The sequence below is a fragment of the Streptomyces sp. NPDC051740 genome (assembly GCF_044453165.1).
In the GTDB taxonomy this organism is placed as follows: Bacteria; Actinomycetota; Actinomycetes; order Streptomycetales; family Streptomycetaceae; genus Streptomyces; species Streptomyces atrovirens.
In genome coordinates this window covers 92,693-102,944 of record NZ_JBITCL010000021.1, presented here as the reverse complement: position 1 = coordinate 102,944, position 10,252 = coordinate 92,693, and the positions used below count along the sequence as shown (strand labels likewise).

The 10,252-nt window shown below is 69.9% G+C and carries 13 protein-coding genes; 7 read left to right on the top strand and 6 right to left on the bottom strand.

Annotated elements, in window-relative coordinates; all coding sequences use genetic code 11:
• Positions 1-63 precede the first annotated feature (63 nt).
• Positions 64-411 carry a hypothetical protein gene (locus ACIA6T_RS28675; RefSeq protein ID WP_399449382.1) on the top strand — a complete coding sequence of 116 codons (348 nt, stop codon included), beginning with the start codon at positions 64-66 and terminating at the stop codon, positions 409-411.
• A gap of 226 nt (positions 412-637) precedes the next feature.
• Here the strand turns inward: ACIA6T_RS28675 and ACIA6T_RS28670 are convergent, their stop codons facing one another.
• Both ACIA6T_RS28670 and ACIA6T_RS28665 read right to left on the bottom strand, forming a co-directional pair.
• Positions 638-1,090 (bottom strand): SRPBCC domain-containing protein, encoded by a 453-nt coding sequence (locus ACIA6T_RS28670; protein ID WP_399449381.1) that lies wholly within the window; start codon positions 1,088-1,090, stop codon positions 638-640.
• Positions 1,087-1,431 carry an ArsR/SmtB family transcription factor gene (locus tag ACIA6T_RS28665; protein ID WP_399449380.1) on the bottom strand — a complete coding sequence of 115 codons (345 nt, stop codon included), beginning with the start codon at positions 1,429-1,431 and terminating at the stop codon, positions 1,087-1,089. The genes ACIA6T_RS28670 and ACIA6T_RS28665 overlap by 4 nt, the downstream gene beginning before the upstream one ends.
• A 185-nt stretch (positions 1,432-1,616) precedes the next feature.
• On the opposite strand from ACIA6T_RS28665, the gene ACIA6T_RS28660 reads away from it, so the two are divergent.
• The 3 genes from ACIA6T_RS28660 to ACIA6T_RS28650 all read left to right on the top strand — a co-directional run bounded on the left by ACIA6T_RS28660 (position 1,617) and on the right by ACIA6T_RS28650 (position 4,554).
• A complete protein-coding gene (locus ACIA6T_RS28660) occupies positions 1,617-2,459 on the top strand; it encodes an alpha/beta fold hydrolase (protein ID WP_399449379.1) in 843 nt (280 codons plus the stop codon).
• Positions 2,460-3,103: 644 nt separating this feature from the next.
• The gene (locus ACIA6T_RS28655) at positions 3,104-3,958 is read left to right on the top strand and encodes a metalloregulator ArsR/SmtB family transcription factor (RefSeq protein ID WP_399449378.1); all 855 of its coding nucleotides are present in this window, start codon (positions 3,104-3,106) and stop codon (positions 3,956-3,958) included.
• Positions 3,955-4,554: a dihydrofolate reductase family protein gene (locus tag ACIA6T_RS28650; protein WP_399449377.1), complete on the top strand. Its 600-nt coding sequence runs from the start codon at positions 3,955-3,957 to the stop codon at positions 4,552-4,554. The genes ACIA6T_RS28655 and ACIA6T_RS28650 overlap by 4 nt, the downstream gene beginning before the upstream one ends.
• A 338-nt stretch (positions 4,555-4,892) precedes the next feature.
• Here ACIA6T_RS28650 and ACIA6T_RS28645 read toward each other — a convergent pair whose 3' ends face one another.
• The 3 genes from ACIA6T_RS28645 to ACIA6T_RS28635 all read right to left on the bottom strand — a co-directional run bounded on the left by ACIA6T_RS28645 (position 4,893) and on the right by ACIA6T_RS28635 (position 7,951).
• On the bottom strand, positions 4,893-6,203 hold the full coding sequence (locus ACIA6T_RS28645; RefSeq protein ID WP_399449376.1) for an acyltransferase family protein: 1,311 nt from the start codon (positions 6,201-6,203) through the stop codon (positions 4,893-4,895).
• A gap of 111 nt (positions 6,204-6,314) precedes the next feature.
• The gene (locus ACIA6T_RS28640; RefSeq protein ID WP_399449375.1) at positions 6,315-6,737 is read right to left on the bottom strand and encodes an SRPBCC domain-containing protein; all 423 of its coding nucleotides are present in this window, start codon (positions 6,735-6,737) and stop codon (positions 6,315-6,317) included.
• A 545-nt stretch (positions 6,738-7,282) separates the two neighbouring features.
• Positions 7,283-7,951, bottom strand: a complete 669-nt coding sequence (locus ACIA6T_RS28635; protein ID WP_399449374.1) for a TetR/AcrR family transcriptional regulator — start codon at positions 7,949-7,951, stop codon at positions 7,283-7,285.
• A 121-nt stretch (positions 7,952-8,072) separates the two neighbouring features.
• On the opposite strand from ACIA6T_RS28635, the gene ACIA6T_RS28630 reads away from it, so the two are divergent.
• Together ACIA6T_RS28630 and ACIA6T_RS28625 are read left to right on the top strand one after the other, a co-directional pair.
• Positions 8,073-8,744, top strand: coding sequence for a DUF998 domain-containing protein (locus tag ACIA6T_RS28630; protein ID WP_399449373.1), 672 nt, complete (start codon positions 8,073-8,075; stop codon positions 8,742-8,744).
• A gap of 54 nt (positions 8,745-8,798) precedes the next feature.
• A complete protein-coding gene (locus ACIA6T_RS28625) occupies positions 8,799-9,011 on the top strand; it encodes a DUF4287 domain-containing protein (protein ID WP_399449372.1) in 213 nt (70 codons plus the stop codon).
• A gap of 135 nt (positions 9,012-9,146) precedes the next feature.
• Here ACIA6T_RS28625 and ACIA6T_RS28620 read toward each other — a convergent pair whose 3' ends face one another.
• Positions 9,147-9,899, bottom strand: coding sequence for a Tn3 family transposase (locus ACIA6T_RS28620; protein ID WP_399449371.1), 753 nt, complete (start codon positions 9,897-9,899; stop codon positions 9,147-9,149).
• Between the two features lie 101 nt (positions 9,900-10,000).
• On the opposite strand from ACIA6T_RS28620, the gene ACIA6T_RS28615 reads away from it, so the two are divergent.
• Entirely contained in the window at positions 10,001-10,147 is a 147-nt protein-coding gene (locus tag ACIA6T_RS28615) for a DUF6052 family protein (protein ID WP_399449410.1), read from the top strand.
• The last annotated feature ends 105 nt before the right edge of the window (positions 10,148-10,252 follow it).

The window sequence follows — 10,252 nt, the reverse complement described above, 5'->3', positions numbered from 1 at the left end:
CCGGTCCCCACCGAGCCCACAGAGGCCCTCCACCCCTCCCGCCCCACCGAAGAAAGGCACGCCATGACCGACACCTCCTACCGCCCGGCCCCCAGCACCCCCGGCCCGATCTGGCGCGACGCCAACGTCCGCAGCGGGCCCTCGCTGGACAGCCCGGTCGTCGACCTGCTGCTGCCCGACGGCGTCACCGCCCACACCGCCGAGGGCTGGACCCTCGGCGACGAGGTCGTCGAGGGGGAGAACCCGGTCGGCGAGATCGTCAGCTCCGTCTGGTTCAAGTTCACCGACGGCCGCTGGTGCAGCGCGGTCAACTTCGACCCCGCCCACCTGAGGTCCGTGCTCGGCGACGCCGCCCCGCTGGTACGGCCGCACTCGCCGGAGGCTCTCCCCGGCCGCCGGGAGGCGGTGTGAGGTACTGCCACCCGGCCGGCTCGTCGGGGGCGGACGTCCTTCGGCGGGACGAACGCGAGACGTCCGTGCCCGGCCCCCGCGAGGTCCTGGCGCGGACGCGGGCCCGGTCGTCGGACCACCGGGATCCGCTCGTCGCCCGCGGTGGGCACGGGCGCGGAACGTAGCCGGACGTGGTGCCGCCCTCCGACGTCGTCCGGCGCGGCCGGGTGCCGCGGGCGTCCCGCCCTCAGGCGGTCCGCGCCAGGTGTTCGACCAACTGGTCGAAGCTGCTGTGCAGGCCGGCCACCGCCTCGGGGGTGCGGAGCATCGCGGGAACGTTGGTCTGGTGGACGGTCAGCTCCGTCTTGCCGTCGACGTCGGCGAAGGTCAGCGTCGAGATCAGGCCCACCGCGCCCACGGTGAAACTGAGCTTCTCCGGCTCGACCACCTCGAGGTAGGTGGCACTCATCGGGTACTCCGTGCCGTCCTCGTCGGCCACCATGACCGTCTCGAAGGCCCCGCCGGGACGGGCATCGATCGTGATCTTCTCGACCGGCAGGGACGTGCCGGCGGGGCTCCAGAAGCGGGAGAGCTGACCGGGCTCGACGAACGCCCTGAAGACCCGCTCCCGGGGCGCGTCGAACACGCGGGTGAGGGTGACCTCGCCGAGGTCGGAGTCGGCCGTGCTCGGAACGCTCATGTCTGTGCCTCTCTCTGCTGTCGTTGGATTTCCTGCAGGTGCTGGTCAAGACGGTCGAACCTCGACTGCCAGACCTGCGTCTGACGCTCGATCCACTCCGCCGCGTCGCCCAGCGGTGACACCTGGAGCCGACAGGGCCGCCACTGGGCGTCGCGGCCCCGGGAGATCAAACCGGCTCGCTCGAGCACCTTCAGGTGCCTGGAGACCGCCTGAAGGCTGATGGAGAAGGGCTCGGCCAGCTCGTTCACTGTCGCCTCCCCGACGGCCAAGCGCGCGAGGATGGCTCGCCGGGTCGGGTCGGCCAACGCTGAGAAGGTGGTGCTGAGTTCGTCGCTTGACATCCGTATTCAACCTAGTGCTTGATTAACCAGATGGTTTAGTGTGTCTCCAGGGTCGGGCACCCGTCAAGGGTGTCCCCCGCAGGGAAACGCCGCTCCATCAGCGATATTGCGCGCAGAGCCCCCGGCCTGACGCTTCCAGAACGGCTCCGGACAACTGAGGCAGCCGAGACCGAGAGGACGAGTTGATGCATTCGACGAACGTGAAGGACCTGGAAGTCCCGGGTGCGAAGCTGCATTACGAGGTCACCGGAGAGGGCCCCGTGCTGCTGCTCATCTGCGGCGGGCCGACCGACGCCGCGATCTACGCGGGGCTGGTCGGCACGCTCTCCGAGAACTACACCGTCGTGTCCTACGACCCGCGGGGCAACTCGCGCAGCAGCCTTGACGGGACGCCGCAGGAGCAGCGGATCGAGGCGCACAGTGACGACGCCCACCGGCTGCTGGCGGCGGTGACGGACGAGCCCGCCTACGTCTTCGGCAGCAGTGGTGGCGCCCTGGTCGGTCTCGACCTCGTCGCCCGCCACCCCGAGCAGGTGAAGTCCCTGGTGGTGCACGAGCCGCCGGTGATGGAGCTGCTGCCGGACAGCGACCGCTGGCGCGAGCACTTCCAGGACGTCCACGACACCTACCAGGCCGCCGGTGTCGGTCCGGCGATGCAGAAGTTCATCGCCGGTGTGGAGGGGGAGGACGCCCCGCCGCCGGCCCCGCCGGAGATGGGTACGCCGAGCCCGGAGATGATGGAGATGATGGGCCGGATGGCGGCGAACGCCGAGTTCTTCGTCGGCAACGTCATGCTGCCGTTCAGCCGCTTCACTCCGGACGCCGAGGCGCTGAAGTCGGCCCCGACCCGTATCGTCTGCGCGGCGGGCGAGGCGTCCAAGGGACAGCCCGTCCAGCAGGCGGGTCTCGCCCTCGCCGACAGCGTCGGAGCGGAGGTCGTGGACTTCCCCGGAGACCACCAGGGATTCCTGACGCACAGCGCCCCGTTCGCCGAGCAGCTGCGCAAGGTGCTCGCCGCCGGTCAGTGACCGGGGGCCACGTCTTGTGCCCACCCACCCCGATGAAAGAGGAAACAGGCAGGTGCCCGCCGCCACGCCACCGGCGACGGGAGCGTGCTGCCTGCCGCCGGCAGCCGCGAGCACGCGGGGAGAAGGTGCGCCCTCGGTCGAGGAGGGACGATCCGACCGCCGACCGCCGACCGCCGACCGCCGACCGGCGCCGGACGAGCCGGTGCGTCCCGGGCGCACGGCGGCCGAGGGAAACACGGTGGCGGACAACGGCGATGCGCCCCCGAGACCCCGGTCGATGGCCCACCTGGCGACGCCCATGGCCATACGCGTGGTCCGCGACGCTGCGCGTCGCGGACCACCTCGCCCGGAGTCCGGTGAGTGCCCGGAACTAGCCGGTCCGACTCCGGCGGATGCCGACGCCCAGGCCCTCGACCGGATACCGCGGCACCTTGCCGTCAAAGGCCTTGGTGTCCTGGCTCGGACACCAGCCGCAAAGCGACTGGGTGATCACTTGGTCATCACCCATGAAACACCGCGGGCCCCTGTCGCCGCCGGTCACTCCAGAGGGGGGAGCTGTCAGGCAGCCTGCGGCCGGCGTGGCCCGAAGTGATCCACTAAATATTCCTTGACAAGAATATTCTCTTCGGAGAATGATTGCGTTCATGGATGCACTCCTCACCGCACTGGCCGACCCGGCCCGCTGGAGGCTCGTGAGGCTGCTGGCCGAGCGGCCTCGCCCGGTCGGCGTTCTTGCCCAGCTCGCCGAGGCGCGCCAGCCGCAGACAACCAAGCACCTGCAGACCCTTGAACGTGCTGGCATCGTCACCTCGCAGCGCACCGGCCAGCGCCGTATCTACGCGCTCCAGCCCGCCCCCCTGCGGGACCTGGCAACCGCGCTGAACCGGCTCGCCGACACTGCGGACCAGATCGGTGGCTCGCGCGCGACCTACGACCGCTATGAACTCAGTCTCCGCGCGGAGCGGCTCGCCGCAGAGGAGTCAGGGTGGGCCGATGGTCGCTCATTCAGGTTCCACCGGTCGCTGCCGGGGAGCCCCGAGCTGGTCTGGCGCCACCTCACCGAGGCGTCCCTGCTCGCCCGCTGGTGGACGCCGGACGACCTCCGCGTCTCCGAGCTCGCCTTCGAGGCGCGCCCGGGTGGGCGGGTCGTCCAGGAGTACCGCGATGCCGAGGACTCCGATGGCTCTGACCTGGTCGCCGGTCGCGCGGAGGGAGTCGTCAGGGACGTGCGCCCCGGTGAGCGCCTCAGCTACCGACTCTCTCCAGTGCTGCCGGATGGGAGCATCGCGTTCACTGCCCACGTCGACCTTGGCCTGAAGCCCACCGATACCGGCACGAACCTCGACGTCCACTGGCGGATCACTGACAGCACGGTCGACTCCGCTGACTTCATCGCAGGCATCGAGATCGGCTTCGGCCAGAGCCTCGACAAACTCCTGGCGGCCCTCGCCGCAGATCCGAACGACACCGACAGCGCCGATACAAGGAGAGCGAAATGACCAACTCGACCGGCCGCAGGGTGACCGCGAACCTGGCTCTCAGCCTCGATGGGCGTTACAACGGTCCCGGTGGGGCCGGCGATTTCAGTGCGTTCGCCCCGTACGTGACCACCGAGGTCGCGCGAAACCACCTCACCCGTATCTGGGAGGGCGCGACGACGGCGCTGCTCGGCAGGATCAACGCTGAGGGATTCCTGGGGTACTGGCCATTGGTCGCCGCGGACGAGAACGCAGATCCGCGTGATCGCGGATATGCGAAGTGGCTGGTCGACACGGAAAAGGTGGTGTTCTCGACCACCTTGACCGAGGCGCCGTGGGCACACACCCGCGTGGTGAACGCCCCCGCTGCTGACATCGTCGCCCACCTTAAGACCACCGGTGAGGGCGACATCCTCGTCAACAGCAGCGCCAGCGTCATCAAGGCACTTCTTTCGGCAGACCTGTTGGACCGCCTGTATCTCATGATCTTCCCCGAGATCGTCGGGGACGGGCAGCGGCTGTTCGACAACGGCCTGCCGAGCTCGAAGTGGAAGCTCGCCCATCAGGAGACCGGTGATCTGGGTGAGATCGCCATGGTCTACGACAGAGTGTGCTGACCCGGCCGATCAGCACACTCAGCACGCGAGGCAGCCGGCCCGGCAGGTTGAGGGGAGTGGCACCGTGACGCTGCGCAGGCGCGGCCGTCCATCGATCGTCTCGTTCATCCGGAGGCGGTGAGCGTCGGCCAGCCGGGCGGGGCGTCGTCCGGACGGTACAGGCGGATGCTGCCGATTGTTCGTGGTCGGACCCGCAGGGCTTCGACTTCCGTGGCTGCAACCTTCGTCGCCATGACGGAAGCGTCGCGGCGGCCTCGTCGGACGGGCGGAAAAACCCCTGGTCCGGAACACGGATCGAGACGAACCGGTGTTCCGGACCAGGGGCTGACCCGGCCGGGTCAGACCGACGCCGACTGCTTCGCGGGCAGCGGTGTCCCGTCCGTACGGTCCGCGGGAGCGACGGCCTGCTCCCTGCGGCGGATCCAGCGCTCGCCCAGACGCATCAGGGGACGCTCGAAGAAGTAGAAGCTCAAGGTCGCGATGGCGATCGAGCCGGCCACGACCACGGCCAGCAACTCCCAGAAGCCGGCCTTGTCGATCAGGGCGTTGGCGAACTGCGGAGGAGCGCCGAAGACGCTGCCGTCCTGCCACCACAGGTACATCACCACGAAGTGCCAGAGGTAGACGCCGTAGGAGATGCGTCCGAGGAATCGTGTCGGGCGGTTGCTCAGCACGGTGTCCATCAGCGGGGAACTGGCCTTCGGCGCGACCAGCGGGACCATGAGCAGGAACGCGAAGGCGACGAAGGCGACGTGCTGGACCATGGCGAACTGCGGGGTTCCGTAGTCCCACGTGCCCGGCTCGCCCAGAGGCGCCGCGCAGACCACGAGGTAGGAGACCAGAGCGCCGACCCAGAACAGGTTGGGCCGCTTCCTGGCCGCACGGTAGATCGCGGGCACCGCGTCCGGCCCGCTCTCGGCGCGCACCGACAGGATCGCCATCCCCATGCCGATGGCGAACAGGCCGAAACGGCTGAACGGCCACCAGTACTCGGGCGGCCAGGGCCCCAGGTGCTCCATGTGCATGTACCCGGCGAAGGCCCAGCCGGCCACCACCATGACGCCGAGCGGGATCATCATCCGGCGTACCTTCCGCGCCGGATCGCTGACCCGGCCGGCCAGCCGGTGCATCAGCAGCGCGAGCAGCGGCAGAACGAGGTACATCTGGGCCTCGGTCGGGATGGTCCACGTCGGATCCATACCCGCGTACCACATGTAGTCGTAGTTCTGCAGGAGCACGATCGGACGCAGCACGTACCAGACCGAGTCGATGCTGCTGAAGTTGAGGAGGAGCAGACAGAAGGCCGTCAGCAGCCAGTAGCCCGGCAGGAGGCGCAGTCCGCGCCGCAGGAAGAACTTCCCCAGGGTCGGCCGCGGGGTGCCGATGAGGGTCATGCGGGCGAAAGGTTTGTAGAGCAGCATGCCGGAGAGGATGAAGAAGGGCCCCAGGCCCACTTCCAGACCCACCGCGAGGATGGACCAGATCCCCTTCTGAGGCGGTCCGGATTCGGAGCCGAGGACCACTCCGGTGCTGAATGCGACGTGGACGATGACAACCACCAACGCGCAGAGCCCGCGGACCCCGTCGAGGTTGGCGATGCGTTTCTTGTCGCGGGTCCCGGGAGTGTGCCCGGTTCCGAGTGCCGTCATAGCGGCTACCTCCTGTTCGTTCGGCCGCCCCAGCTTCGGTGCGGTGGCCGCCAGGACGCATCTCCTCGCGTGCGGTGTTTGACGGAGCGTCACCTTCCGGTGAGAGCCGTCCTACAGCCGCGGTACGGTCCGGCTCACCCGGTGGAACAGCGAGGCCCGGGTTCTTCCGTCACCCAGATCGCTGAGGACCATGCTCACGTCGACTCCCGAGACGTGATCCGCGTAGGTGAGCGTCTCCGGCTCCTCCACGGCGAGGAAGGTGCACAGCGTGGGATGACTGACTCCCGTGTCCGTCACCGTGGTGTACTCCAGCCGCCCTCCGGCCCAGGGCTCGATGGTCACGCTGGACAGGGGGACCGCCGAGCCGGCGGGGGCCCAGAATCTGACGAACTGCTCGGGTTCGATGAATGCCCTGAAGACCAGTTCCCGCGGGGCGGCGAAGACGCGTGTGAGCGTGGGTTCGCCGAATCCCTGTGAGCACGGGCCCTCGGTGAGGGCGGCCGCAAACGTGTCGGTGGTCGCGGACTGCGCCACTGAGTCTCCCTGAGTTTCTGTGGGGGTGGGCGTCCGGCCCAGCCTTCCAAGGCGCGACCGCGTACGCATCTTCCATCGTGCGCAGTTCGGCCGACCGCCGACGCCCCGCACCGGGGTGACGCCCTGAAGGACGCGGAGGGCGTCCGCGTCACCAACGGCCTGTACGGGCCAGGGGTCCCGGCGGAGACGCCTGGTGGGTCTCAGGGTTTCGTGGTGGCGGTCTTCTCGGGCCGACGAGGCACCGTCCGGGTCCTGTCGAGACGCCCGTCCACCGTGGAGCGGGCACACCGGGCACGTCGGCGCTCCGCCGGACGGTCTTCTCCCGTTCGTCGTGGAGCCGTCGGGCGAGCGCGGCCCGGTCCACGGTGAGTTCCGGCCCGCGGCCGCGGGCGCGGGCCGAAGCGAGTCCGTCGTCGGTGTTCGCCACGATCAGCTCGCGCCGCGGCTCGGCGAGCCCGTGCGGCGGGACGACGGGTGTCACCCCCCGCCCCGGTCGCGGCAGGGGATGTGTACGCCGTCGCGCACAACGGTGTGTTCGGACCAGGTCATACGGCTCCCTCGAGGGCGCTTCGGGTGCGGCGCGTCCGCGGCGGCCGACGGTATGCGGCGAGGAAGGTACGGACGCCGGCGGTGGCGTAGTGGTCGAGTTCGGCCTCGGTGTGCTGGGGGCTGCCGTGGAACATCGCCTTGTTCACGGGGGTCCACAGCAGCAGGCCGGAGAAGTGGTTGGCGGCCAGGAGCGGTTCGTCGCAGCGGAGCAGTCCGTGGTCGGCGAGGCGCTGGAAGGTGGCCGCCAGGGTGGCCAGGACCCGTTCGAAGCCCTGCTCGTACCAGCTGGCGCCCAGTTCGGGGAAGGCGTCCGCGTTCGCGATGACCAGGCGCCGCAGCTGGAGGACCTGGGGCTGGGTGAGCGCGGCCAGGAACTGACGGGCGAGATGGGTCAGGTTCTCTTCCAGGGTGTCGGCGTCGGCCGGGATGTGGGCCACCAGGTCGATCATGCCGTCGATCCGGTCGGTGGTGGCCAGGACGATCTCGGCGAAGAGCTTCTCCTTGTCGGAGAAGTGCTTGTAGACGGTCTGTTTGGACACCGCGGCCAGCTTCGCGATGTCGTCCATGCTGGTGCCGGAGTAGCCCTTGCTCATGAACGCGCTGGTCGCGGCCTCCATGATCGCCTGGCGTTTGAGTGCCGACCGGCCGAGTTCGCTTGCTTCCATGCCACCTCCCGAATCAAGTACTGGACAGTCCAGTTCCCACTTGGGTACTGTACCGTCCAGTTCCAGGCAGTACCACACCGTCCAGTTCCAGAATTGGCCTTCTCCGTCGAGGAGACATCACATGACCCAGACGATCAGTCCCCCCACCACCGTGTCCGACCCGGCCCGGCCGGCAACGCGGACCCTGCTGGCCGTCGCCACCGCGGCGGGCCCGCTGTTCCTGGGCGCGGGCCTGTTACAGGGCCTCACCCGGGACAGCTTCGACTTCACCCGTAACGCCCTCAGCCAGCTGAGCCTCGGTGACCTCGGATGGATCCAGATCACCGCCTTCATGCTCACGGGCGCTCTGGTCATCGCCGGCGCGGTCGGGATGCGCCAGGCACTGCGCGACGCACCCGGCGGCACCTGGGCACCGCGATTGGTCGGCGTGTTCGGCGTCTCGTTCCTGTTCGCCGGCGCCTTCACCGCCGACGCGGCTGCCGGGTTCCCCGCCGGCACCCCCGAGGACCACGTCGCTTCCCTGAGCGCGCACGGCGCCGTCCACATGCTCAGCGGCATGGTGGGCTACCTGGCGCTGTGCGCCGCGTTCTTCGTACTGGCCCGCCACTTCGCCGCCCAGGACCGACGCGGGTGGGCCGTGGCCTGCCGCATCGTGCCGGTAGGGGTCCTCGCGGGGTTCGCCGCCTCGGCCAGCGCCGTCCTGGCGTTCACCGCCGGGGCCGGGCTCGGACTTCTCTGGCTCACCGCGGTCATCGCCCGGCTGGTGACCATGGCGCCCCCGGCGCAGCGGTAGCCACTCCCTCCACAATCCAAGCTCACCCAACCCGAACGGACGGGATTCAGCATCATGGCCAGAACAATGAAGGACCCCGCAAGCTACTTCCCCGCGATCGAGGAGAAGTACGGCCGCCCGGTCGCCGAGTGGAAGGACCTGATCCGCTCCTCGCCGCTGACCAAGCACATGGAGCTGGTCTCCTGGCTCAAGACCGAGCACGGCTTCGGGCACGGTCACGCCTACGCGCTCGTCGCGCACACCCTCGCCGAGGACAGCGAAAGGTGAACCGCGCCCGACCCCGCACAGGGGCAAACCGTGGTCTCCCGCGTGTTCGATCGCGGGAGGCCACGGTGCTTGTCCGGTCCCCGGCCGGCCGGGAACGGGGCACGGCGACCGACAGCCCGAGGGCCGGCCGCTAGCTCATATCGAGGCGGAAGGTGCCGTACGGGTCGATGGCCGATTCCTCGAGCCCGACGCGCACGCGGTGCCCTGCCCCCACCAAGCGCTGTCGCGGGCCGCGAAGGTGGCGTTCACCAGCCCGGTCACGGCGGCCCGCGGGTTGTCGACGGTGATGAGGCGCCGGCGCACGTGCCGCAGCGCGGCCTCCGTCCCGCCGGTCGCCACGATCGCGCGGATGCCCGTGTTCGTCCCCAACGCGAACAACGCGAGTGGCGGACGGCGCCGGAGGACGTCACGGCCGATGCGCTCGTACGCGGCCACCGAGGCGAACGCGTCGGTGAAGCCGGTGCCGGAGCCGGCGTTCTCGAACACGTCCAGGAGGCCGAGGACGCCCCAGCGGCGTACGACCTCGTCCTTGAGCGCCTGCAGGCCGGTCGGCTCATCCGGCCTCTCCGGCTCGGGCACGGTGATCCACGGCTCGCCCTCGCGGCCGGTGACCTTCACCCCGCCCGCCGAGCCGCCCGCCGAGCCGCCCGCCGAGCCGTCCGCGAGCGCGGCCGACAACCGGGCCGGACCATCGGACCTGCGCCGCTCCAGGTCCGTGATGAACGCCTGCGGGTCCATCGGCTGTCGGACCGCCCCGTGGTGCACGACGCGGGTGGCCCCGAAGCCGCCGGGCAGGCCGTCTTCCGGGGCGCGCCGGCGCGACCCGCCCTCGACGCAGATCCCGCGGCGACGGACCGCGTCCCGCAGCGCGACCAGGACACCACTCATGTGACTCCACCCGCGACTTCGGTCGCGGGTGGAGTCACGACGAACGACGGCTCGCGGCTCACGCCTGACCAGGAACGCCGAATACGCAGAGCTGCCACGCCCTGCGGGCACCGGCGCAGGAGTGCCGGTGCCCGCAGGGCGTGGCAGCTCTGCGTGGTGTCCTCGTGGAACCGCGCGCCGCCCTGGACGGCCGGGCGATCGACATCGACCACGACGCGCGCGTCGGTCCTGGCACAGCCGCGTCCTGAGCCGCTGGACGCACTCGCCGCGTCGGGCGATCGGCGCATGCGTGGATCCGCACAGCGGCGGAACCCCGGCCCCATCGGCCTGCCGGAGTTCCGCCGCTTGTGGTG

Excerpts from the sequence above, each read along its gene's own strand:
- ACIA6T_RS28660 (WP_399449379.1), top strand. The coding sequence starts at position 1,617 with ATGCATTCGACGAACGTGAAGGACCTGGAAGTCCCGGGTGCGAAGCTG.
- ACIA6T_RS28665 (WP_399449380.1), bottom strand. The coding sequence starts at position 1,431 with ATGTCAAGCGACGAACTCAGCACCACCTTCTCAGCGTTGGCCGACCCG.
- ACIA6T_RS28620 (WP_399449371.1), bottom strand. The coding sequence starts at position 9,899 with ATGAGTGGTGTCCTGGTCGCGCTGCGGGACGCGGTCCGTCGCCGCGGG.
- ACIA6T_RS28670 (WP_399449381.1), bottom strand. The coding sequence starts at position 1,090 with ATGAGCGTTCCGAGCACGGCCGACTCCGACCTCGGCGAGGTCACCCTC.
- ACIA6T_RS28675 (WP_399449382.1), top strand. The coding sequence starts at position 64 with ATGACCGACACCTCCTACCGCCCGGCCCCCAGCACCCCCGGCCCGATC.
- ACIA6T_RS28625 (WP_399449372.1), top strand. The coding sequence starts at position 8,799 with ATGGCCAGAACAATGAAGGACCCCGCAAGCTACTTCCCCGCGATCGAG.
- ACIA6T_RS28650 (WP_399449377.1), top strand. The coding sequence starts at position 3,955 with ATGACCAACTCGACCGGCCGCAGGGTGACCGCGAACCTGGCTCTCAGC.
- ACIA6T_RS28635 (WP_399449374.1), bottom strand. The coding sequence starts at position 7,951 with ATGGAAGCAAGCGAACTCGGCCGGTCGGCACTCAAACGCCAGGCGATC.
- ACIA6T_RS28645 (WP_399449376.1), bottom strand. The coding sequence starts at position 6,203 with ATGACGGCACTCGGAACCGGGCACACTCCCGGGACCCGCGACAAGAAA.
- ACIA6T_RS28630 (WP_399449373.1), top strand. The coding sequence starts at position 8,073 with ATGACCCAGACGATCAGTCCCCCCACCACCGTGTCCGACCCGGCCCGG.
- ACIA6T_RS28655 (WP_399449378.1), top strand. The coding sequence starts at position 3,104 with ATGGATGCACTCCTCACCGCACTGGCCGACCCGGCCCGCTGGAGGCTC.